Source organism: Mesorhizobium sp. BH1-1-5 (genome assembly GCF_020165615.1).
GTDB lineage: Bacteria > Pseudomonadota > Alphaproteobacteria > Rhizobiales > Rhizobiaceae > Mesorhizobium.
Genome location: NZ_JAIUIM010000002.1, coordinates 222647 through 244110, shown reverse-complemented (window position 1 = coordinate 244110; position 21464 = coordinate 222647). Strand labels below are relative to the sequence as shown.

20 protein-coding genes and 1 pseudogene are annotated in these 21464 nt (G+C 64.9%); 16 read left to right on the top strand and 5 right to left on the bottom strand.

What is annotated here, in order from left to right; all coding sequences use genetic code 11:
• Positions 1–17: 17 nt before the first annotated feature.
• The 9 genes and pseudogenes from LB572_RS03775 (at position 18) to LB572_RS03735 (ending at position 8080) form a co-directional block, all read left to right on the top strand.
• Positions 18–602 (top strand): helix-turn-helix domain-containing protein, encoded by a 585-nt coding sequence (locus tag LB572_RS03775; RefSeq protein ID WP_140806936.1) that lies wholly within the window; start codon positions 18–20, stop codon positions 600–602.
• A gap of 199 nt (positions 603–801) precedes the next feature.
• Positions 802–1467 (top strand): annotated as a pseudogene (locus LB572_RS03770) (ABC transporter ATP-binding protein); the annotation flags it as partial.
• Positions 1468–1510: 43 nt separating this feature from the next.
• Positions 1511–2665 carry an ABC transporter substrate-binding protein gene (locus LB572_RS03765; protein ID WP_224666769.1) on the top strand — a complete coding sequence of 385 codons (1155 nt, stop codon included), beginning with the start codon at positions 1511–1513 and terminating at the stop codon, positions 2663–2665.
• Between the two features lie 17 nt (positions 2666–2682).
• Complete coding sequence (locus LB572_RS03760) at positions 2683–3387, top strand: ABC transporter ATP-binding protein (protein ID WP_224666768.1); 705 nt, start codon at positions 2683–2685, stop codon at positions 3385–3387.
• An 8-nt stretch (positions 3388–3395) separates the two neighbouring features.
• Positions 3396–4295 carry a branched-chain amino acid ABC transporter permease gene (locus LB572_RS03755; RefSeq protein ID WP_224666767.1) on the top strand — a complete coding sequence of 300 codons (900 nt, stop codon included), beginning with the start codon at positions 3396–3398 and terminating at the stop codon, positions 4293–4295.
• A gap of 16 nt (positions 4296–4311) precedes the next feature.
• Positions 4312–5409, top strand: coding sequence for a branched-chain amino acid ABC transporter permease (locus LB572_RS03750; protein WP_224666766.1), 1098 nt, complete (start codon positions 4312–4314; stop codon positions 5407–5409).
• A 29-nt stretch (positions 5410–5438) separates the two neighbouring features.
• Positions 5439–6833, top strand: coding sequence for a glutamine synthetase family protein (locus LB572_RS03745; protein WP_224666765.1), 1395 nt, complete (start codon positions 5439–5441; stop codon positions 6831–6833).
• A gap of 225 nt (positions 6834–7058) precedes the next feature.
• Positions 7059–7787 carry an AzlC family ABC transporter permease gene (locus tag LB572_RS03740; RefSeq protein ID WP_224666764.1) on the top strand — a complete coding sequence of 243 codons (729 nt, stop codon included), beginning with the start codon at positions 7059–7061 and terminating at the stop codon, positions 7785–7787.
• Positions 7784–8080, top strand: a complete 297-nt coding sequence (locus LB572_RS03735) for an AzlD family protein (protein ID WP_140806929.1) — start codon at positions 7784–7786, stop codon at positions 8078–8080. The genes LB572_RS03740 and LB572_RS03735 overlap by 4 nt, the downstream gene beginning before the upstream one ends.
• Positions 8081–8174: 94 nt before the next feature.
• Here the strand turns inward: LB572_RS03735 and LB572_RS03730 are convergent, their stop codons facing one another.
• Positions 8175–10019 (bottom strand): aminopeptidase P family protein, encoded by a 1845-nt coding sequence (locus LB572_RS03730; protein WP_224666763.1) that lies wholly within the window; start codon positions 10017–10019, stop codon positions 8175–8177.
• Between the two features lie 336 nt (positions 10020–10355).
• On the opposite strand from LB572_RS03730, the gene LB572_RS03725 reads away from it, so the two are divergent.
• On the top strand, positions 10356–13877 hold the full coding sequence (locus LB572_RS03725) for an autotransporter domain-containing protein (RefSeq protein WP_224666762.1): 3522 nt from the start codon (positions 10356–10358) through the stop codon (positions 13875–13877).
• Positions 13878–13911: 34 nt separating this feature from the next.
• On the opposite strand, the gene LB572_RS03720 is transcribed toward LB572_RS03725, so the two are convergent.
• Complete coding sequence (locus tag LB572_RS03720; protein WP_224666761.1) at positions 13912–14784, bottom strand: 50S ribosomal protein L11 methyltransferase; 873 nt, start codon at positions 14782–14784, stop codon at positions 13912–13914.
• Positions 14784–15368, bottom strand: coding sequence for an SCO family protein (locus LB572_RS03715; RefSeq protein WP_224666760.1), 585 nt, complete (start codon positions 15366–15368; stop codon positions 14784–14786). Before LB572_RS03715 ends, LB572_RS03720 begins: the two co-directional genes overlap by 1 nt.
• A gap of 209 nt (positions 15369–15577) precedes the next feature.
• Here LB572_RS03715 and LB572_RS03710 point away from each other — a divergent pair, with 209 nt between their 5' ends.
• From LB572_RS03710 to LB572_RS03695, 4 genes are all read left to right on the top strand, one after another.
• Positions 15578–16081, top strand: a complete 504-nt coding sequence (locus tag LB572_RS03710; RefSeq protein ID WP_181179648.1) for a cytochrome b — start codon at positions 15578–15580, stop codon at positions 16079–16081.
• 139 nt (positions 16082–16220) lie between these two features.
• A complete protein-coding gene (locus LB572_RS03705; RefSeq protein ID WP_224666856.1) occupies positions 16221–16649 on the top strand; it encodes a CreA family protein in 429 nt (142 codons plus the stop codon).
• A gap of 69 nt (positions 16650–16718) precedes the next feature.
• Positions 16719–17360, top strand: a complete 642-nt coding sequence (locus LB572_RS03700; RefSeq protein ID WP_224666759.1) for a DapH/DapD/GlmU-related protein — start codon at positions 16719–16721, stop codon at positions 17358–17360.
• A gap of 330 nt (positions 17361–17690) precedes the next feature.
• The gene (locus LB572_RS03695) at positions 17691–18185 is read left to right on the top strand and encodes a low affinity iron permease family protein (RefSeq protein ID WP_181179646.1); all 495 of its coding nucleotides are present in this window, start codon (positions 17691–17693) and stop codon (positions 18183–18185) included.
• Between the two features lie 6 nt (positions 18186–18191).
• Here LB572_RS03695 and LB572_RS03690 read toward each other — a convergent pair whose 3' ends face one another.
• Positions 18192–19058, bottom strand: coding sequence for an SDR family NAD(P)-dependent oxidoreductase (locus LB572_RS03690; RefSeq protein WP_224666758.1), 867 nt, complete (start codon positions 19056–19058; stop codon positions 18192–18194).
• Positions 19059–19254: 196 nt separating this feature from the next.
• On the opposite strand from LB572_RS03690, the gene LB572_RS03685 reads away from it, so the two are divergent.
• On the top strand, positions 19255–19536 hold the full coding sequence (locus LB572_RS03685) for a hypothetical protein (protein ID WP_140806920.1): 282 nt from the start codon (positions 19255–19257) through the stop codon (positions 19534–19536).
• A 3-nt stretch (positions 19537–19539) separates the two neighbouring features.
• On the opposite strand, the gene LB572_RS03680 is transcribed toward LB572_RS03685, so the two are convergent.
• The gene (locus tag LB572_RS03680; RefSeq protein WP_224666757.1) at positions 19540–20115 is read right to left on the bottom strand and encodes a TMEM175 family protein; all 576 of its coding nucleotides are present in this window, start codon (positions 20113–20115) and stop codon (positions 19540–19542) included.
• Between the two features lie 138 nt (positions 20116–20253).
• Between LB572_RS03680 and LB572_RS03675 the strand changes: the two genes are divergently transcribed.
• Positions 20254–21462, top strand: coding sequence for an MFS transporter (locus LB572_RS03675; RefSeq protein ID WP_224666756.1), 1209 nt, complete (start codon positions 20254–20256; stop codon positions 21460–21462).
• Positions 21463–21464: the final 2 nt, after the last annotated feature.

The following is a 21464-nucleotide window of genomic DNA, read 5'->3' as shown; positions in this document are numbered from 1 at the left end:
AGCCATGGGCGTGGACGATGCAAGGCAATGTGGGCAGCAAGATCCGCGACGCGCGCAAGCAGCAAAACATCACCTTGCGCGACCTCAGCGAGCGCTCCGGCCTTTCCGTCTCGCAACTGTCGAAGCTGGAGAACGGCAAAGCCAGGCTGACGGTCGACATCGCGCTGATGATCGCCGGCGTGCTGCACGTGCCGGTGGCCTCGTTCCTGTTCAGCCCGAAGCCCGGACCGCAGGCGCGGCGCTCGATCACGCGCGCCGGCAGCGGCATCCTGCACGAAGGCAATGCCATGGAATTCGAGGTCTTGTGCAGCGATTTCCGCGACAAGACCAACATTTTCTGGCGCGTCACGCTGCACGCCAGGAACTTCGAGGAAAACGGCGGCTGGCGCAGCCATTCGGGTGAGGAGTTCATCCACGTGCTGAGCGGCAGCCTGCAGCTCCACACGCTCCATTACGACCCGACCGTGTTGCAGCCTGGCGACAGCATTCTGTTCGACGGCGAAATGCAGCACGCCTATGTCGCGCTCGGCGACGAGCCCGTCATCATGCTGATGTCGAACACCGTGCCGCGCGACGGGTTGCCGCCGCGGGCAGGCGCCTGATCGACGGGTCCAGGCCTTTCCGCTCAAGAATTTTTCTAAAATGGAAAAAAATACTTGTTCTGGAAAAGTCGGGGGACTAGCATCCTTTTGACCGGCCGACAGGAGAACAGCCAGCGGCCGGGAATGGGAGAGATGACCGATGCTGTCGGTTGAGGCAGTCAGCAAGACATTCGGCGGCGTGCAGGCGTTGCGCAACGCCTCGCTGACCTGCGAGGCCGGCGAGATTCTCGGCCTCATCGGTCCGAATGGCGCCGGCAAGTCGACCCTCGTCAACGCCATTTCGGGCGTGCTCAAACCGGACAGCGGCAGCGTGCGCCTGGCGGGCGAGGAGATCACCGGCCGCAGCCCGGAGCATTGCGCGCGGGCAGGGGTCGGCCGCACCTTCCAGACCATCAAGCTGTTCAAGGATTTGACTGTACGCCAGAACGTCGAGGTGGCGCATATCACCTGCCGCGCCGTGCGCCCCGACGCCGCCGGTCGGATCGGCGTCGATCAGCTGCTGCAGCAATACGGGCTGGCGGGCTTCGCCGACAGCCCGGCCGGCACGCTGCCTTATGGCAGCCAGCGCCGGCTCGAGATCGCCCGCGCGCTGGCGCTGGCGCCGTCGCTGTTGCTGCTCGACGAGCCGGCGGCCGGCCTCAACGAGGTCGAGTCGGAGACGCTGGCGATGGCGATCGAAGGCATCCGCCGCGACGTCGGCTGCGCCACCATTGTCATCGACCACGACCTGCGCTTCATCAACCGGCTCTGCGACCGGCTTTGCGTGATGGACCAGGGCCAGGTGATCGCTTCGGGCGAGACGGAAGAAGTGTGGCGCGATCCGCGCGTCATCGAGGTCTATGTCGGGCAGTCGGAGACAGCCTGAGGGCCCGGGAAGAACAACCACAACGAGAGGAAGGAGGGGTAGAATGGAAAAGATTTTGCTGGGAGCCGCGGTGCTGACCGCCGGCCTGCTGCAGGCAGGGCATGCTGGCGCCGCCGATCTCAAGATCGGGCTCGCGGTCGCCATGACCGGCGCCTACGCGCCCTACAGCGAGGCGGAGGGCGCGCGCTGCATGGCCGACAAACTGAACAAGGCTGCGGGCGCGAACGATCCCAAGGTCGAGCTGATGATCGAGGACAACCGCTCCGACCCGCAGCTTTCGGTTTCGCTCGGCCAGAAATTCCTCGATGCCGGCGCGCAGATCATCACCGGCGTGCCGTTTCCCGATGCGCTGATCCCGATGGCGCAGACCGCGCAGCCTTACGGCGCCACCGTGTTCTCGGCGCCGAACACGCAGCTCGAGATGCAGCAGGCCGGCCTCGACAATTTCATCGCCGGCGCCGTGCCCGATCCGATCAACGCCTCGGCCACCGCCAACGCGCTTTACGGCAAGGGTGCGCGGACTGTCGCGCTGATGGTGTCGCCCGACGCCGGTTCCTACTCGGAAAAGCTGCCCGAATGGTTCGGCGAGGTGTTCGAGCATCTCGGCGGCAAGGTGGTCGGCAAGTTCAATTATTCCTACGGCACCACCGACTGGTCGCCGCAGATCGCCTCGATCAAGGCGCTGCCGCAGAAGCCGGACGCGATCCATATCTGCGCCGTGCTGCCGGATGTCGGCATCCTCATCCGCCAGCTGCGCGCCAATGGCTATGACGGCTGGGTGGCCGGCTGCGACGCCTTCGACGACAAGTCGCTGGAAGGCACCGTCGGCGATCCGAAATCGCTGGACAAGGTGATGTTCGCGACCCATGGCGCGACGGGCGTCGACGGCCCGATCGACAAATTCCTCGCCCAGTGCAAGGCCGACGGCTACAAGATCAACGGCATCTTCGACGCGCTCGGCGCCGACATGGTGCAGATCAGCTACGAAGCGGCGAAGAAGGCCGGCACCGTCGACCCCGCAGCCTTGCGCGAGGCGATCCGGGCACCGGGCGGCTATCCAGGCACGACGGCGCCGACGATCTCCTTCGCCGAGAAGAAGGGTTATCCGGTGAAGGCTGTGCCGGTGATGGGCTTTGCCGACGGCAAGCGGGTACTGATCACCGACACGCCGCCGACCTTCGTTCCGGCGTTGAACTAAGGCGGGGCGGGGACCAGGTGCTGAAGGTTGAGAAGCTTGTCGTGCGCTACGGCGCCGTCACGGCGGTGCGCGAATTGTCGCTCGAGGTCGGGCAGGGCGAGCTTGTCGCCCTGCTCGGGCCCAACGGCGCCGGCAAGAGCTCGACCATCAATGCGCTGACCGGCCTGGTAACGCCGGCTTCGGGGCGCATCGTGCTCAACGGCAAGGATATTTCGCATGTCCGCACCGAGGATCGCATCCGCGCCGGACTGACCTCGACGCCGGAAGGCCGGCACATCTTCTCCAATCTGAGCGTCGGCGAAAACCTGCGGCTGGGGGCCGCGACAAGGCGCGACCCCGCGGGCGTACGCCAGGACATCGAACGGTTCCTGTCGCTGTTTCCGGTGCTTTCCGAACGCTTCGGCCAGGCGGCCGGCACGCTTTCGGGCGGCGAGCAGCAGATGCTGGCGATCGCCCGGTCGCTGATGTCGCGGCCGAAGCTTCTGCTGCTCGACGAGCCGTCGCTCGGGCTGGCGCCCAAGATCGTGGCGCGCATCTTCGATTTCATCGGCGAGCTGAAGGCGCAAGGGCTGACGCTGCTGGTGGTCGAGCAGAACGCCAAGCAGGCGCTGCGCTTCGCCGACCGCGTCTATGTCGTGAGCTCGGGCACGCTGCGCTATGACGGACCGCCGGCCAAGCTCGCCGACGAGCACGGCCTGTTCAACCTCTATATCGGCGGGTAGGCGGCGAGATGGACTATGCTCTGCAGCAGCTTCTCAACGCGCTCGCCTTCGGCGCCGAATATTCGCTGGTGGCGCTCGGGCTCGCCGTCGTCTTCTCGATCATGGGCCTGGTGAATTTCGCGCATGGCGAAATCATCGGCGTCTCGGCCTACAGCGTATTCCTGGCTGCCGCGCTCGGGCTGACCTCGCCCTTCGTCGCGGTGCTGCTTGCCGTCGGCATGGCGGCGCTGGCGGCGGTCGTGTTCGAGCGCGTCGCCTTCCGTCCAGTGCGCTACGCGCCGACCACGACCGGCCTGCTCACCGCCTTCGGCGTGTCGATCGTGGTGCAGAACCTTTTCATGCTTTTGATCTCGCCCAAGCCGCAGTCGGTCTCGATCCTCAACGGCTTGAACCAGATGTGGTTCTTCGGCCCGTTCGCCGTGTCGTCATTGCAGGTGATGGAACTGATCGTCTCGGGGCTGACCATCCTTGCGCTGGTGCTGTTCCTCAACCGCTCGACGCTGGGGCTCGCCATCCGCGCCGCCTCGCGCGACTTCGCAACGGTGCGGCTGATGGGGATCAAGGCCAACCGGGTGATTGCCACGGCCTTTGCGATTTCAGGCGCCTTGGCGGGTGTCGCCGCCGTCTTCATCCTGGCGCGGCGCGGCAGCGTCTCGCCAGATCTCGGCTTCGGCCTGGTGTTGAAGGCCTTCGTCGCCTGCGTCATCGGCGGCTTCGGCTCGCTGCCCGGTGCCGCTGTCGGCGGCATGCTGCTCGGTTTCATCGAAGTCGGCCTGCTCGTCGCCCTGCCGCAGGAATATGCGGGCTTCAGGGATGCGCTTACCTACGCCATCATCGTCGCGCTGCTCGTCTACCGGCCGGAAGGCCTGCTCGGCCAGCGCATCGAACTCGGCGATAAAGAGATTTAGGGCGGGGAGATCTGACGTGACAGGCTCCGAACTCTCGCAAGCGGTCGACCAGATGGCGGCGCCGACTGGCGCAAAGCGATCCAGCAATGCGCTTGTCCGCTCGCTGATCGGCGGGCTGGTCACGGCGCTGCCGGTGCTGGTGATCGGGCTCCTGGTGCTGAACTTCGCGCCGACCTACTACACCTTCCTGGCGCTCGGCGCCTTCGTGAACCTGATCGTGGTGGTCGGGCTGCAGGTGTTCATGGGCAATTCCAACATCGCCAATCTCGGCCACAGCGCCTTTGTCGGGCTCGGCGCCTATGGCGTCGCCATCCTGTCGACGCCGCTTGCCATGAAGAAGCTGTCGATCCCCAACGCGCCTTTCGGTTTTGCGACGCTGGAGCTTGATCCGGTTTCATCCGCGATCATCGCGCTCGCTGTCGTCGGCATCGTGGCGCTGGTCAGCGGCAAGGTGATCAGCCGGCTGTCGGGGGTAGCGGCGACCATCGTCAGCCTGGCGCTGCTGATCATCGTCCACTCGGTATTCCTCAACTGGACCGACCTGTTCAAGGGCAACCAGGCTTTCTTCGGCATTCCGAAAGTGGTCGGCCTGCCATGGATGCTGGTCTTCGCGGTGCTGGCGATCGTTCTGGCGCGGCTGTTCAAGGACAGCCGTTGGGGCCTGCAGCTGCGCGCCAGCGCACAGAGCCCGCAGGCGGCGGCAGCACTCGGCATCGACGCCAAGAAACTGCGGCTGATGTCGTGGGTGCTGTCGGCGCTGATCTGCGGGCTCGCCGGCGTGCTCTTCGCCTATTTCGCCGGCACGATCAGCCCGAAGCTGTTCTATTTCCAGATGATCTTCAACACGCTGGCGATGCTGATTCTCGGCGGCATGGCGACGGTGACAGGGGCCGTCACCGGCGTCATCGTGCTTTCGATCGGGCTGGAATTCATCCGCAGCATCGAGTCCGGCGTGACCGTCGCGGGTATCCAAATGCCGCAGCTGCTCGGCCTGTCGGGCGTGGCGCTCGGCGTGGTCATCGTGCTTTGCATGGCGTTCCGGCCAAGCGGCATCAGCGGCCGGCATGAGCTAGACGAGCTGTTCTCGCTTCTGTTGCGTCGCAACGCCAAATAGCTCAGTCATTTCCTGGTGGAGGGTTGAACGTGGAATTTGAGGAGAGGGTGGCGGCATATGCGCCGAAGCTCGAGGCGCTGCAGGCAGAGCTTGCAAAGCGCGGCGTCGAGTTCGTCGAGGTGCATACGGTCGACACGTCGGGCGTCGTGCGCTCCAAGATCACGCCGCTGAAGCTTTCCACCTATGGCGAGGCGATCAACGCCATTCTCTATTGCGTCACGCATGGCGACGGGCAACCGATGGGGGACGTGGCCTTCGCTTCGCCGAGCGCCAATGAGGAGAACGGCTTTCCCAACATCAAGGGCATCATCGATCCGGACACGGTCGTGCAGCATGGCTGGAAGCCTAAGTTCGCCTCGGCCATCACGCGCTCCTACATGCTCGACGGCGCGGTCTGTCCGTATGATCCGCGCGGCGTGCTGGCGCGCGTCGAGGAGCGCGCCAGGGCGCTCGGCTACGAGCCGAAATTCGCGCTCGAATACGAGTTCGGCATCTTCCACGCCGACCACGATCTGATGCGCGCCGGCCGCTATCGCGAGCTGAAGCCGTGGGGCCATTCGCTGATCAACTACGACTTGGTGCGCAGCGGCGAGTACCAGGATTTCGCCGCCGAGTTCATCACGCGCATGAAGAGCATCGACATCGGCGTCGCCTCGCTGGTGACCGAATATGGCTACGGCATGTATGAATATGCGCTGACGCCGAAGAGCGCTCTCGCCGCGGCGGATGCAGCCATGCGCGCCAAGCTGCATCTGCGCGAGCTGTGCGCCGAGCGCGGACTGGTCGCCACCTTCATGACGCGCTTCCAGCCGCCCGGCAAGGAAAGCGCCTGCGGCGCGCACCACCATGTCAGCCTGTGGCGCGACGGCAAGCCTGCCTTCGCCGCCGGCCCGAACCGGCTGACGCCGGTCGCGGAAAAATTCCTCGCCGGCGTGCTCAATCGCATGCAGGAGACGCATATCTTCTTTCGGCCGACGGTCAATTCGTACCGCCGCTTCGATCGCGGCGCGTGGTCGCCGGAAGACGTCGCCTGGGGGTTCGAAAATCGAACGGCGCCGATCCGCGCCATCACCACGCCGAACGACGCCGCCTGCCGGTTCGAGCACCGGGCGCCGGGCGCCGACGTCAATCCCTATCTGTCGATCGCCGCGATCCTGGCGGCCGGCTGCGAAGGCATCGAGAAGGATTTGCCGCTCGAGGCGCCGGTGACGTCCAACCTTGCCCATCTCGACAAGCCGAAGCTGCCGCGCACGCTGAACGCATCCATCGAAGCCTTTGCCGCATCCGATTTCTGCGCCGAGGCTTTCGGCGAAGCATTCCGCGACAACTACGCCGAAAGCCGCCGCGCCGAGCAGGCAGCGTTCGATGCCTGGCAGGCGTCGCATATCACCGACTTCGAATGGCAGCGCTATTTCGTCAGCTGAGCCAGCAGACCTTCGGCGCTTTGCAACCCGGCAATCAGTTCCGCTGATCGCTGGGTCAAGCGAATTGGTGTGACAAGCGAGACGACGCTCCCTAAATCAGGCCGCTCTTGAAGCGCGTCGCGCTGAAACCAATCCAGGCGACGCGCTTTAAGTCTTTTTGTTGATGCATGTCGTTGTCCCAGAACCGCTGCACGCTTCTGGGCGACATGCATTAGGAGCGGCTTGATGACGGCGGAAGCGATCTCTGAAGGCAGGACCATCGGCGATTTCTGGGACGGCGTGCGGCTGTCGATGCCGGTCGTCGTGGCCTCGGCCCCGTTCGCGGTGTTGTTCGGCGCGATCGCGGTCGACAATGGTTTCTCCGTCCTCGAAGCTTTCCTGATGAGCGCCATGATCTATGGCGGCGCCAGCCAGATGGTCGGCATCGAGCTGTTCGGCCAGCACGTCGCGCCGTGGCTGATCGTGCTGTCGATCTTCGCGGTGAATTTCCGCCATGTGCTCTATTCGGCCGGCATCGGCCGGCGGATCGCGCATTGGCCGGTGCTGCAGCAGGCCGCCGGCTATTTCATCCTCACCGACCCGCAATTCGCCATCGCCGAGGCAAGGGCCGAGTCCGGCCGCCCCGTCGGCTTCATCTGGTATCTGGGGCTCGGCCTGCCGGTCTATCTCTTCTGGGTGGTCGAAAGCGGCTTGGGCGCCGTATTCGGCAAGATGATCCCGGACACGCATGCGCTAGGCATTGATTTCCTTTTGCCGATCTATTTCCTCGGCCTGGTGCTTGGCTTCCGCAAGCGGCCGCTCTGGGCGCCCGTCGTCGCCGCCAGCGCCGTCGCCTCGATCATCGCCTATCGAACCGTCGGCTCGCCCTGGCACGTCTCGATCGGCGCGCTCGCCGGCGTCCTCCTGGCGGTGATCCTGCCGCCACACCACAGCGGCGTGGGCAAGCGGCCATGAGCACGACCTTCTGGATCATCCTCGCCGGCGCCGTCGCGACCTACCTGACCCGCGTCGGCGGCCACCTCGTCATCTCGCGTTTCGAGACCATCCATCCGCGCGTCGAGGCCGGCCTCAACGCCGTGCCGGCCGCCGTGCTGACGACGCTCGTAGCGCCGGAGCTGCTGCATGCCGGGCCGGCAGAATGGGCGGCTCTGATCGTCACGGTGCTGGTATCGCTGCGCGGCGGCCTGATGGCGATGTTTTTGGCCGGGGCCGCTGTCCTTATTCTGGCGCGTCAGTTCGTCGGATAGGACCTTGCTGGCGCGATCGTTTCGGATCGTCGGCACTGCCCCTCATTGCCCTCCCGGGCGTTTCTACCCGTAGAACGGGGAGAAAGAGCCAGTTTCAAATCTTTGCGTCGTGCGGCAGCGGCGCGGTGGCTTTTTCCAGCCAGGCCAGCGTTTCGCCATCGACCATCGGGCCGATCTCGGCCAGAACCCAGGCGTGATACCGGTCGAGCCATTGCAACTCATCCCGGTGCAGCAGGTCGGTGCGGATCAGCCGCTTGTCGATCGGCGCCAGCGTCAACGTTTCGAAGCCCTGCATGGCGATGTCGCCGCCCTCGATCTGCTCCGCCGGCGTGACCAGGATCAGGTTCTCGATGCGGATGCCGTAGGCGCCTTCCTTGTAGTAGCCCGGCTCGTTGGACAGCATCATGCCGGCCAGCAGCTTTTCGGTGCCGGTGCGGGCGATGCGCTGCGGCCCTTCATGCACGGCGAGATAGGAGCCGACGCCGTGGCCGGTGCCATGGGCGAAGTCGCAGCCATGCTTCCACAACGCCATGCGCGCGACGGCATCGATTTCCGAGCCGCGCGTGCCAGCGGGGAAACGCAGCGTCGAGATGCCGATCATGCCCTTCAGCACCAGCGTGAAGCGCTCGCGCATCTCCTCCGTTGGCTGGCCGATCGGCACGGTGCGGGTGATATCGGTGGTGCCGTCCTGATACTGCCCGCCGGAATCGAGCAGGAACAGCTCGCCGCTTTGCAGCTTACGGCTGGTGGCGCGCGACACGCGGTAGTGCATGATCGCGCCGTTCGGGCCGGCGCCGGAAATCGTGTCGAAGGAGACGTCGCGCAGCGGCATCTGCGTTTCCTCGCCGGTCCGGCGGCGCACTTCCTCGAGCTTGGTGACGACGTCGATTTCGTCGAGCGTGCCAGGCTTCTGGCGGTCGAGCCAGCACAGCAGCTTGGCGACCGCGGCGCCGTCGCGGCGATGCGCGGCGCGGCTGCCGGCGATCTCGGCCTGGTTCTTGGTGGCGCGGGGAATACGCGCCGGGTCAGCCGCCAAGACGACCTTGCCGCCATTGTCCTCGACCAGCATGCGGAGCTTCTCCGCCGCCAGCACGGGATCGAGCGCGATTTTCGCACCGCCCTTGGCGAGCTCGATGATCGCGGCTTCGAACTCGCCTGGATCATGCAGATCGGCAAGCTGGGTGAGATAGGCCGCGACCTGCCGCGAGAATTTGCGCTGGTCCATGAACAGCTGATGCTTGCCGTCGGCGGCGAGGATGGCAAAGCCGAGCGCCAGCGGCGTGTGCGGCACGTCGCCGCCACGGATGTTGAAGGCCCAGGCGATCGAGGAGGGATCGGTCAGCACGGCGTGGGTGGCGCCATCCTTCTCGATCGCGCCTGCCAGCCGTGCCAGCTTGTCCTTGGCAAGCTCGCCGGCGAGGTTTTGCGGATGGATCTCGACGGGCGCGCGCGGCGGTGCCGGCTGGTCCTTCCAGATGATGTCGATGGGGTTCCTGTCGAGCGGTACCAGTGTCGCGCCGGACTGTTCGGCCGACGCCTTCAGCGCCTTGATCTCGCCGACCGTGTGCAGCCAGGGGTCGAAGCCGAGCCTTGCGCCCTTGCCGAGATTGTCCTTGATCCAGCTGGCCGGCGGGTTGTCGATGAGGCTTTCGACGGTGAAGATCGAAAGGTCGACCTCGCCCCGCACCTGCAGTGTGTAGCGGCCGTCGACGAAGATGAAGGCGCGGTCGCGCAGCACGATCGCGACGCCGGCCGAACCGGAAAAGCCGGTCAGCCATTTCAGCCGCGCCGAGCGGTCGGCGACATATTCGCCCTGGTGCTCGTCCGCGCGGGGGACAAGGAAGCCATCCAGGCCGTTCTCGGCCAGCCATTGCCGCAGCAGCGCCACGCGCGGCTTGCCGACGGCCGGATCACCAGCGGAATCAAAGGTCTGGAACATTTTTGGCTCCCTCTTACGCCACCGCGGGTTTGACCGTAGCCGATGCTCCGGGAAATCGGAATCGATTTCCGGCTCTCGCGACATGGCAAGGTGCAATGGGGTCTGGCGGTTTTCAACCTGTGGGCGCTTGGGCCAGCGATTACCTCAATCACATAGCTAAGCCGACATCCAATTGGAATTTCAGATTTTGCTAACATACGGAATTCACACCAGAAAAAGTCAGCACGGGCCATCTTTTGCAAATGCGGCGGTCTGCCGGGCAAGCTATCTGTTGTGCTGGTGCTGGGTTTGATCGGGCGGTGGGGTCCCCTGATCGCGTCAGGGTTGGGGATTCGGGTGTACAAGCAAAATTCGCGTATCGGGCGCCATTCGGCCGATAGGGCCGCCAAGCGCGCATGGCGATGGGGCCTTCTGACCAGTTCGGCGCTCACCGGCTTGGCGCTGACGGCAGGTTACGCTTCCGCGCAGCAATGGACCGGCGCGACGAGTTCCGACTACACGATCGGCAGCAACTGGAGCGGCGGCTCGGTTCCCAACTCGAATGTTGCGTCGGTGATCTTCGGCGCGGGCGCGAGCACCACCACCGTCGATCTCAATCAGGCCTACAGCGCCTCTCCACCGCAGGGCCTCTACTCCGCGGGGACCGTTACCTTCAACGATCCGGGCAGCGCCTACACGGTCAATGTCTCGAACACGGCCTATCTGAACATCTTCGGCGGGGTGACCAACACTTCGGGCACGACCCAGAACTTCACGGTCACGGGCGATTCGGGCAGCGGGGCCGGGTCGTTCATCAATTTCCAGAACGCTGATGCCGGCAGCAACGTTGTCTACACCGTCAATGCCTATGGCGGTCTGGCCTTCTATTCCGGCGCCAACGCTTCGGGAGCGAACGCGACGTTTGTGCTCAATGGTGGCTCTATCTCCTTGTCGGGATCAGGCACGCTTACGCTCGGCTCGGTCGAAGGCTCCGGTGTCCTCTCCTATTACGGCAATCCGAGCGGCTCGACCGGCACGTTCCAGATTGGTGGCGTCAACGCCGATACCACGACGCTCGACGCCCAGATCCAGGAACAGGATGGCGTGCTGTCGATCGAGAAGGTCGGGTCGGGCACGCTGAGGCTGACGGGGGCAAGCACCTACAGCGGCGGGACGATCCTGAGCGGCGGAACCCTGCTGATCGGAAATGACGCGGCGCTCGGTAGCGGTGGCCTGACCATGGCCGGCGGCACGACATTCGGCGCCAGCGGCGGGGCGCGCATATTCGCGCAAACCGTCACGCTCGACGGGTCGGCAACGATCGATACCAGCGATGGCGATCTCACGCTGTCGTCGGGTATCGGCGAGAGCGGCGGTCCGGCGTCCTTGACCAAGACCGGAAGCGGCACGCTGACGCTGAACGGAGCCAGCACCTATACGGGCGGGACCAATCTTTACGCCGGCACGCTCAGCCTGGACGACAACAACGCATTGGGCACCGGATGGCTGTCCGCATTCGACGGAACCGTGATCGACATCCAGGACGGCGTCACGATCAACAACAACATGACGATCGACGTCAGTCAGATATTCAATGTCGGCTCGGGAGCAACCGGGACCTATGCCGGCCAGATTTTTGAGTTTGGCGACCCGTCCACAATCGTCAAGACCGGTGGCGGGACGCTCGTCCTTACCAACAACGGCAACAGTTTCGGCTCGGGAGCCGACATCAAGGAAGGAACGCTGCAGGTCACGGGCAACCATGTGCTTGGGACGGGACCGATCACGCTGGACGGCGGCACGCTGCAGGCCGGCGCCGACAATCTCGACCTGCCCAACACCTTCCTCCAGTTCACGGCCAATGGCGGCGCCATCGACACGCAGGCGTACGATCTCAGCATCGGCGCGACCATGGCCGATATCGATACGCCGTCGGGAACTTTCACCAAGAAGGGCTCCGGAACGCTGACGATCACCGGCACGTCCGGCGGCAACAATTATTCGACCGCCACGGATGTCGCCGAGGGCACGCTTAAGGCGGACGCGACCAATATTTTCAGCGCCTACAGCGCCTATACGGTCGAGAGCGGTGCCACGCTTTCGCTGAACAATTTCAGCCAGGCGATCGGCTCGCTCGCCGGCGCCGGCACGGTCGACAACGGTTCGGCGAAGCTGACGACCGGCGGCAACGGCAAGTCGACGATATTCTCCGGGACTCTCTCGGGTTCGGGCGGCCTGACTAAGATGGGCAGCGGCACGTTCGAGCTCTCGGGCGCGAGCACGTTGTCCGGCACCACCGAGGTGGAGGCCGGGACGCTGCTGGTCAGCGGCTCGCTGGGCGGTTCCGCCGTCAAGGTCGACGGCGGCGCCACGCTTGGCGGCGGAGGCACGATCAAGTCGCTCGATGTTTCGGGCACCGTCGCGCCGGGCAACAACGCAATCGGGACGCTGACGGTCAACGGCGCCGCGAGTTTCCAGTCGGGTTCGACCTATGCGGTGGAACTCAATTCCGCCGGACTATCGGACCTGATCGATGCGTCGGGCGCGGCCACCATCGCCAGCGGCGCGGGCCTGACCGTGACCAATGTCGGCGCCGGCGGCCTCGTTGCCGGCACACGCTATACCGTGCTCGAGGCCAGCAGCGTCAGCGGCACCTTCACGGTGAACAATCCGCAGCTTTCCGCTTTCCTCAGCGCGACAGCCGTCTCCGACGCAACCCACGCTTACGTCGACATCGACCAGACGAAGAGCTTCGGTTCGGCCGGACTGACACCGAACCAGATCGCGGCCGGCGCCGGGCTGGACAGTGCGGCCGGCAGCGCCCTGACCAGCGCGGTGCTTGCGCTGCCGAGCGATGCGGCGGCGCAGGACGCCTTCGATCAATTGTCGGGCGAGCTTCATGCTTCCGCCAAGGGCGCGCTCGTCCAGGACAGCCACTTCCTGCAGGACGCCGTGACGGCGCGCCTGCGCGCCGCCTTCGGCGACAGCGGCACGACAGCGGCGCTGCCCGTCATGGCCTATGGCGAGGACGGCGTTCAGCCGGTGACCGCGGATACGGATCGCTTCGCCGTATGGGGGCAGGGCTTCGGTTCCTGGGGTGGCGCCGACAGCAACGGCGACGCCGCCGCTTTCGACCGCTCGACCGGCGGTTTCCTGATGGGCGCCGACGGCATGATGGGCGATTGGCGCGTCGGCCTTGTCGGCGGCTACAGCCACACCAGCTTCGATGTCGACGACCGGCATTCTTCCGGCGACAGCGACAACTATCATCTCGGCGTCTATGGCGGGACGAATTGGGGTTCGATCGCGTTGCGCACCGGTGCTGCCTATAGCTGGCACAGGATCTCGACGTCGCGTTCGGTCGCTTTCCAGGGATTCGCCGACCAATTGTCGGCCGATTACGATGCCGGGACCGCGCAGGCCTTCGGCGAACTGGCCTACAGGACCGATGCCGGGCCGTTTGCCTTCGAACCCTTCGCCAATCTCGCCTATGTCAATCTGCACACGGACGGTTTTGCCGAGACGGGCGGCGCGGCCGCGGTGACCAGCGCCAGCTCGACCACCGATGCCACCTTCACCACGCTCGGCGTCAGGGCTTCGACCGATGTTACGCTCGGCGGAATTTCGGCCACGGCGCGCGGAATGTTCGGTTGGCGCCATACCTATGGCGATGTCATGCCGACCTCGACATTCGCCTTTGCCGGCGGCGACGATTTCAGCATCGCCGGCGTGCCGATCGCGAGGGATGCGATGCTGGTCGAAGTAGGCTTCGACGTCCGGCTTGCGGCCAATATGACGCTTGGCCTTTCCTATGCCGGGCAGTTCGGTCCCGACGCCTTCGACAATGGCTTCAAGGCCAATCTCGGCGTCAAGTTCTAGACACCAGGCGCTGCCGGCCGGCGGATGGCCGGCTTCAGCGCTTGAGGTGGATGGTCACCCAGCCTTCGCGATGCAGCGTGCGGACGTGGCGGAAGGCTTGGCCGACATAGGCCGAGATCACCGCGTCGCGCTGCCGGTCCAGGATGCCGGAGAGCACCAGCGAGCCGCCCAGGCTGATGTGCTTGGCCATCTGCGGCGCGAGCCGCATCAGCGGCCGGGCCAGGATGTTGGCGACGATGAGGTCGAAGGGCGCGCGCCTGGCGAAGATCGGATGATGGAAGCCGGGCGCCGTCACCGCCTCGACCAACGCCTTGACATGGTTGAGACGGGCATTGGCCGCGGCGACGCGGACGGCGACCGGGTCGATGTCGGTCGCCAGCACCGGGATATGCGCGAGCTTGGCGAGCGCAATCGCAAGCACCGCGCTGCCGGTGCCGAGGTCGAGCGCGTTGCGCGGTTTCTCGCGCCGCACAACCAGGTCCAGCATTTCAAGGCAGCCGGCGGTGGTGCCGTGATGGCCGGTGCCGAAGGCAAGGCCCGCCTCGATCTCGATGGCGAGGTCGCCGGCGTGGCGCTTGGCGCGGTCGTGCGAGCCATGGACCAGGAAGCGGCCGGCGCGCACCGGCTTCAAGCCTTCCAGCGAGCGCGACACCCAGTCGACATCGGGAAGGACCTCGCGCTCGACGGGCTTCGGCAGGCCAAGACCGGCGAGTATATCCCTGACCCGCGCTTCGACGGGATCGACGTCGCCATCGGCATAGAGCGACACTTCGTGGATGTCTTTCTCCTCGTCGAACTCCAGCACGGCGATCGGCAGGCCATCATCCTCGAAAGCGGCGTCGAGCGCCGCGAAGATGCGGTCGGCCTCGACCTTGTTGGCGGTGAAATGGAGCCTGGTCTGCCCCATTAGGTTTGCCCACCGCCAGCCAACCGCTTCAGCTTGGCGATGGCGGTGTCGGCGCTCTCGCCATAGGCGATGGTGCCGGCGAAATCGCCCTTGGCATTGAGCAGCAGCACCGAAGCAGTGTGGTCCATCGTGTAGTCGCCGTCGCCGGTGTCGACCTTCTTCCAGTAGATGCCGAAGGCCTTGGCCATGGCGTGCACCTTGTCGGGATCGCCGGTGATGCCGGTGATGCGGTCGGAGAAATTGCTGACATAGGTGTTCATCGTCTCCGGCGTGTCGCGTTCCGGGTCGACGGTGACGAAATAGGCGTTGAGGTTCTTGCCGCCGTCGCCCATCGTCTTCAGCCAGCCGGCAAGCTCGAACAGGGTCGTCGGGCAGACTTCCGGGCAATGGGTGAAGCCGAAGAACACGACGCTCGGGTGGCCCCTGAACGCCGCTTCGGTGATCGGCGCGCCTTTCTGGTCGACCAGGGTGAAGGGCGCGCCGAAGGGCTCGCCGCCATAGTGGCCCCGGTACCAGTCGAATGTCAGCCAGCCGATGCCCGCCGCCATCAGGACGAGAATGCCGACCAGGATTGAACGCATCATCAGTGAATGTCCGTCGCCATTGCCTTGGCAGGAAGCCAAGTTTGGCGACAGTCTTAACGGGTCGGCGCCGGGCGCGCAAAGATGTCGCGTTGCCGCAAGCTGCCGGTGCAGGCCGGTCGGGGTGCTGCGCCTTACCGATCCTTAATTTGAACGGCTTTGCCGGCCACCTATCTTCTATCTTCCATAAGACTTTGATGATGGAGCAACCGATGGCCGGCGCGCCAATATCCTATTCGAAGACCCAGATCTGGCTGCATTGGAGCATCGCGGCGCTTATCCTGGTCCAGTTCGTCGCCCATGACGGCATGGAGCATGTGTGGCGCGCGCTGCGCCGCGGGCAGGAGGCCGCCGCCGGCGACTGGCCGCTGGCCTACATGCATGTCGTGCTTGGCCTCGCGGTGCTGGTCCTTGCCGCCTGGCGGCTGTGGCTACGGGCCACCCGCGGCGTCCCGCCGGTATCGGGCATGGAGCATCCGGCGCTGCGGCTGCTCGCCAGGCTGACGCATCTGGCGATCTACGCACTCATCTTCATCGTGCCGCTTTCCGGCGCCGCGGCATGGTTCCTGCAGGTGCCCGGCGCAGGCCTGGTGCATGTCCTCGGCAAGAACATCCTGCTCTATGTGGTGCTGCTGCACATCGCCGGCGCGCTCGTCCAGCATTTTGTGCTGAAGTCGAACGTGCTGCGGCAGATGCTGGCCTTCCGGCAGGCTTAGGTCTTCTCGATCATCGTGCGGCTTGCAAACGCCACGATCCCGTCCCACCTGACATCGGCAAATGTGAACCGTGGAGGCTTACTTGCGAAAACTGATCGGCTTGTTCGCCGCTTGTCTTGCCCTGAGCGCCGGTGCGGCCATGGCTGACGAGGTGGGCAAAGTGGGTGTCGACTGGGTCGGCAACGACATCATGGTCGACGCCATCAAGGATCCGAAGGTCGATGGCGTCACCTGCCATGTCGCCTATTTCGACCGCAGCATCATCGACCGGCTGCACAAGGGCAACTGGTTCGAGGATCCCTCCGATTCCTCGATTTCCTGCCGCCAGACCGGGCCGATCACCATCGGCGACATCGACATGAGCGGGGGCGGCGAGGAGGTGTTCAAGCAAGGCCTCAGCCTGATCTGGAAGAAGCAGGTGGTGAACCGCATCTACGACAAGAAGAACGAGACGCTGATCTATCTGTCGCATTCGCGCCAGGTGCAAAACGGCTCGGCGAAGATGTCGATCACGACCGTGCCGCTTTACGGCCAGAACGTGGTGTGGACCAAGGGCAAGCCGCAATAGCTTCCCGACAGGCTTAGCCGGGGGCAGGTCGCGCTTGCGGGGGCGTCCCCGCCAGCGTAAAGCCGCGTCATGGACCGTCCTGAAAACCTCGTCCTCAAGGATCCCGAGCCGCGCATCCATCCGACCGCGGAGCTCAAAGGCTGCAAGCTCGGCCGCTATGCCTCGATCGGCGAGCGGGTGATCCTGCGCGAGGTGAGCGTCGGCGACTTCTCCTATTTCGAGCGTCATTGCGAGGCGATCTACACGACGATCGGCAAGTTCTGCTCGATCGCCGCGAACAGCCGCATCAACGCGCTCGAGCATCCGATCGAGCGGCTGACGCAGCACAAGGTCAGCTACCGGCCGAACGAGTATTTCCGCTGGCTGGGCGTCGACACGGAGTTCCGCGCGCGGCGGCAGGCAAAACCGGTCAGCGTCGGCCACGATGTCTGGATCGGCCATGGCGCGGTCATCATGCCGAGCGTTGCGATCGGCAACGGCGCCGTCATCGGCGCCAATGCAGTGGTGACGCACGACGTCGCGCCCTACACGATCGTCGCCGGCGTTCCGGCCAAGCCGCTGCGCCAGCGGTTCCCGGCGGCTGTCGCGGCGCGCATCGAAGCGCTCGCCTGGTGGGACTGGGCGCCGGAGAAACTGGCGCGCGCAATCCCCGACATGCAGGCCATGCCGATCGAAGCCTTCCTCGACCGTTGGGAAGATAATACCCACTGACCCGCAGCAGAGAACGTCGTCAAGAAGCATGACGGCGCTGTCTGGATGCTACGCTTGTTCTTGGGAATTGTTGCCCCTTCCGCCATGCGGGGGTGGCGCAGCGGAAGGGGCTGGAGGTAAACCGCCGTGAAGCGGAAGGAACAGGCTTCTTTGCCTGCCTCGGCACTATCGCAAACAAACCGATAAGGTGGTTTTTCACGCGGCTGCGCTTCTTGCGTGCATCCGATTGCGACCGGCTGTGGCCAAGAAAGTTCAATCCCTGGGAACCGCAAGCAGCGGCAGTTTGTTTCTTCGCAAATGTCCGCGTGTCCACGGTTTTCGAGGATTTGCATGATCGAAAGGGTTTTCACCACGATAGCCAACAGGGTGGCGCATCTGGCGGGCCTGCCGCCGACCTTCGCCATCTGCGTGCTGATCGTGGTTGCATGGGCGGCAAGCGGCCCGGTCTTCGGGTTCTCGGACACCTGGCAACTGGTCATCAACACCGGCACCACCATCATAACCTTCCTGATGGTGTTCCTGATCCAGAACACGCAGAACCGCGACGGCGCGGCGATCCAGGCCAAGCTGGACGAGCTGATCAGGGTCAGCCGCGCCCACAATCATTTCATCGGCATCGAGCACCTGACGGAATCCGAGGTCGAGGAAATCCGCGACAAATGCGAGGCGGCGGCAAAGCGGCATGGCCGCAAGATCGCGGAAACGGCGGCCAAGAAGGCCGTGGCCGGAAAGAACGGTACCGGGCATGCGCCCAAGACCGGCGGCGCGGCCGCAAAGAAGCCTGCGGCCGGGAAGAACGCCTCGAAGAAGAAGGCGGCGGCTTGAGAGCCGTCAGCGGTTCATGAAGGCCGCGAACGCATCCTTGTGATCGGGATGCCAGCGCGACAAAGCAGGGCGGTTCTCGATGATGTCGCCGATCGCCCAGGCCATGCGCTTTTCATCCGTCGGCCGCGCGACGTCGTTGTCGGGGCACAGGATGTAGAAGTCGTCGTCCATCAGCGATGTCAGCATGAAGTCGATCACCTGTTCGCCGGTCCAGGCGCCGGCGGGCTTTTCCGTCGCGCCTTCGGTCAGGCCGGTATAGGTGAAGCCGGGGATCAGCAGATGCGCGGACACCCTGGCTCCAGGCTCGTTGCGCAGCGCGTGCGCCAGCCCTTCGGTAAAAGTCTTCACGCCGGCCTTGGAAACGTTGTAGGCGAGGTTGCCGGGCGGCGTGGTGATGCCCTGCTTGGACCCGGTGTTGATGATCAGGCCCGGTTCGCCTGCCGCGAGCATGCGCGGCGCGAAGGCCTCGACGCCATGCACGACGCCCCAGAAATTGATGTCGAGCAGCCGCTTCCAGGCGTCGCGGTTCTCCCAGGGCTTGCCCGGATTGTTGCCGACGCCGGCATTGTTCATCAGCACCGACACCGCGCCGAAGGCGCCGTTGGCGAGGTCCGCCAGCCGGTCGACCTCTTCTCCCTTGGAGACGTCGGTGGGGATCGGAAGCACGGCATCGTCGCCGGCGATCGCCGCGACCGCCTCTCTTGCCTGGTCGAGGCGCATGCCGCCGATATCGGCAAGCACCACCTTCATGCCCATCGCCGCGAAGCGTTTCGCGGCGGCAAGGCCGATGCCGCTGGCGCCGCCGGTGATGACGGCGACATTGCCGGAGGCGAAAGCGGGCAGGGCGGTCTGGATCTGGGCGTCGCTGGTCATGATTTTTATCCTGGTTCGGGTCGGGCCGAACTTAACGCGAGGCGCCGCCGAGGCAAGGCCGGTCCATCCCGATGGTTGACCGCAGGAGCGGCAACGGGTTGACCGCAATGGCGGCAACCGGTTGACCGCGGTTGCCGCAACGGGTTGACCGTTGCAGCGCCCGCCGCGCATGTTGTCCTGAAAAGGAGTTCGACATTTGACCGACTGGATCGGAATCCTGAAGGAGCAGACCGCCAACGGCGACCAGATGGGCCGCGAGGTGCCGAAGATGCTCGCCAATCCCGACATCGACGAAGCGCAGGTGAAGACGTTGTTTTCGGCGCTGGAAAAGCACGCCGATTTCGCCGAGAAGCTGCGTCTCGCCCTGGAAAAGTTCGGCCACGACTTTCCGGTCATCAAGGCGGCCGAACGGCTGGAGGAACGCTATGCCGACCTTGCCGCCTCGGCGGCGGAGAAACTGAAGGCGATGCGCAAGTAGGTCCTATTTTTCGATCAGCCTCTCGAAGCGCTTGTCCGGCGCGAACCAGACGGCCGCCACCAGCACATAGATCGCCACGCTGATCCATTGGTTGAAGAAGCTCAGCAGCACGGCAACGATATAGAGCGCCAGCGAGATCTTGCCCTTTTTGTCATGGCCGACTGCCTTGGCGAAGGTCGTGTCGACGCCGTGCAGATGACGAAGCTTGATGACCAGGATGGTGTAGGCGACGGCGCAAAGCGCGAGGTCGATGCCATAGACGGCGACCGGCGCGGGCGCGAAGTGGTTCTCTCCCATGAACGCCGTGGTCACCGGCATCAGCGACAGCCAGAACAGGAGGTTCAGATTGGCCCACAGGACGCGTCCGTCGACGCGCTGCACGGTGTGGAACATGTTGTGCAGATTGTTCCAGTAGATACCGACATTGATGAAGGACAGCACATAGCAGAAGAAGATCGGCCACAGCGGCATGAGCGCCGAGAAATCTTCGCCATGCGGCACTTTCAGCTCCAGCACCATGATGGTGATGATGATGGCGACGACGCCATCGGTGAATGCCTCGACCCGTCCCTTGCCCATGATTCCTCCCTCACTCCGGGCAGACGTTACGGGAGGACGCGGCGCCTGGCCATCCTGCCAGAATTGTCAGGAGGGCGTTCGCCGGCTGGAACAGCCGTCATTAACTAGGCGTTGGGCTTGCAACCGCCGGAGGTCGCCATGACCAGCTACGCTCAGACCATGACGCGTGACAATGAACTTGGCGGGGGCGCCGCAAAGGCCGCCGTCGCCGCCATGATCGCCGTGCTTTTTGCCGGCAGCACCGCGCTGACGCCGCTCTACGTGATCTACAAGCAGGCCTTCGGCTTCTCGCAGATCACGCTGACGCTGGTCTATGCGGTCTACGTCGTCGGCAACCTGGCGGCGCTGCTGTTTTTTGGCCGCCTGTCCGATGCCGTCGGACGCCGCCCTGCGGCACTCGCCGCGATGGCGGTTGCGCTGGTCAGCGCGCTGTCTTTCCTCTTTGCCGAAAACCTCGCCTGGCTCGACATCGCCCGCATCCTCAGCGGGCTCGGCATCGGTATCGGCGCGGGCGCCGGAACCGCGTGGCTGGCCGAACTGATCGAGGGCAAGGACAAGTCGCGCGCCGCCGTCATCGCCACCAGCACCAACTTCGTCGGCCTCGGCGTCGGCGCGCTCATGTCGGGATTGCTCGCCCAATATGCGCCCTGGCCGCTCAGGCTGACATTTGCCGTCTATCTCCTCCTGCTTGCGCTGGTCACCCTGCTGATCTGGCGCACGCGGGAAACCGTCTCCAGGCCGGGACGGTTCTCCGACGTGTCGCTTCGGCCACAGCTTTCGGTGCCCGACAATATCCGCGCGCAATTCGTGGCGCCGGCGGTGACCGGTTTCGGCGCCATGGCGCTGGTCGGCTTCTATGCCGCGCTGGCGCCGAGCATCCTAGCACAGCAGCTCCATGCAACCAATCACGCCGAGGCCGGCGGGCTTTTCTTCGAGCTGTCGATTGTGGCGGCCATCACCATCGTCGCCACCGCCTGGCTCTCCAGCCGCTCCACCATGCTCGCGGCGCTGGCGCTGATGATCCCCGCCGTGGCGCTGGTCGTGGCGGCGCAGGTCTACGCATCGATGGCGCTTATGATCGCCGCGACGGCGGTCTGCGGCGTGGCGGCGGCGCTCGGCTATCGCGGCGGCTTGCAAGTGGTCAATCAGATCGCGCCCGCCGACCGCCGCGCCGAGGTCGTGTCGGCCTTCTTCATCTGCTGCTTCTGCGGCAACGCGCTGCCGGTGATCGGCATCGGCATCCTGTCGAGCCTGGCGAACGCAACCATGGCAAGCCTGGCTTTTGCCGGCATGATCATCGTCTTCTCGCTGGTGGCGCTCGGCTTCGGCGCCAAATACGCGCGGTAGTG

Bases quoted from the DNA above. Each gene is read 5' to 3' on its own strand.
- LB572_RS03695 (WP_181179646.1), top strand. From the start codon at position 17,691: ATGATCGAAAGGGTTTTCACCACGATAGCCAACAGGGTGGCGCATCTG.
- LB572_RS03755 (WP_224666767.1), top strand. From the start codon at position 3,396: ATGGACTATGCTCTGCAGCAGCTTCTCAACGCGCTCGCCTTCGGCGCC.
- LB572_RS03710 (WP_181179648.1), top strand. From the start codon at position 15,578: ATGGCCGGCGCGCCAATATCCTATTCGAAGACCCAGATCTGGCTGCAT.
- LB572_RS03740 (WP_224666764.1), top strand. From the start codon at position 7,059: ATGACGGCGGAAGCGATCTCTGAAGGCAGGACCATCGGCGATTTCTGG.
- LB572_RS03720 (WP_224666761.1), bottom strand. From the start codon at position 14,784: ATGGGGCAGACCAGGCTCCATTTCACCGCCAACAAGGTCGAGGCCGAC.
- LB572_RS03680 (WP_224666757.1), bottom strand. From the start codon at position 20,115: ATGGGCAAGGGACGGGTCGAGGCATTCACCGATGGCGTCGTCGCCATC.
- LB572_RS03730 (WP_224666763.1), bottom strand. From the start codon at position 10,019: ATGTTCCAGACCTTTGATTCCGCTGGTGATCCGGCCGTCGGCAAGCCG.
- LB572_RS03715 (WP_224666760.1), bottom strand. From the start codon at position 15,368: ATGATGCGTTCAATCCTGGTCGGCATTCTCGTCCTGATGGCGGCGGGC.
- LB572_RS03765 (WP_224666769.1), top strand. From the start codon at position 1,511: ATGGAAAAGATTTTGCTGGGAGCCGCGGTGCTGACCGCCGGCCTGCTG.
- LB572_RS03700 (WP_224666759.1), top strand. From the start codon at position 16,719: ATGGACCGTCCTGAAAACCTCGTCCTCAAGGATCCCGAGCCGCGCATC.
- LB572_RS03690 (WP_224666758.1), bottom strand. From the start codon at position 19,058: ATGACCAGCGACGCCCAGATCCAGACCGCCCTGCCCGCTTTCGCCTCC.
- LB572_RS03775 (WP_140806936.1), top strand. From the start codon at position 18: ATGCAAGGCAATGTGGGCAGCAAGATCCGCGACGCGCGCAAGCAGCAA.
- LB572_RS03735 (WP_140806929.1), top strand. From the start codon at position 7,784: ATGAGCACGACCTTCTGGATCATCCTCGCCGGCGCCGTCGCGACCTAC.
- LB572_RS03705 (WP_224666856.1), top strand. From the start codon at position 16,221: ATGGCTGACGAGGTGGGCAAAGTGGGTGTCGACTGGGTCGGCAACGAC.
- LB572_RS03675 (WP_224666756.1), top strand. From the start codon at position 20,254: ATGACCAGCTACGCTCAGACCATGACGCGTGACAATGAACTTGGCGGG.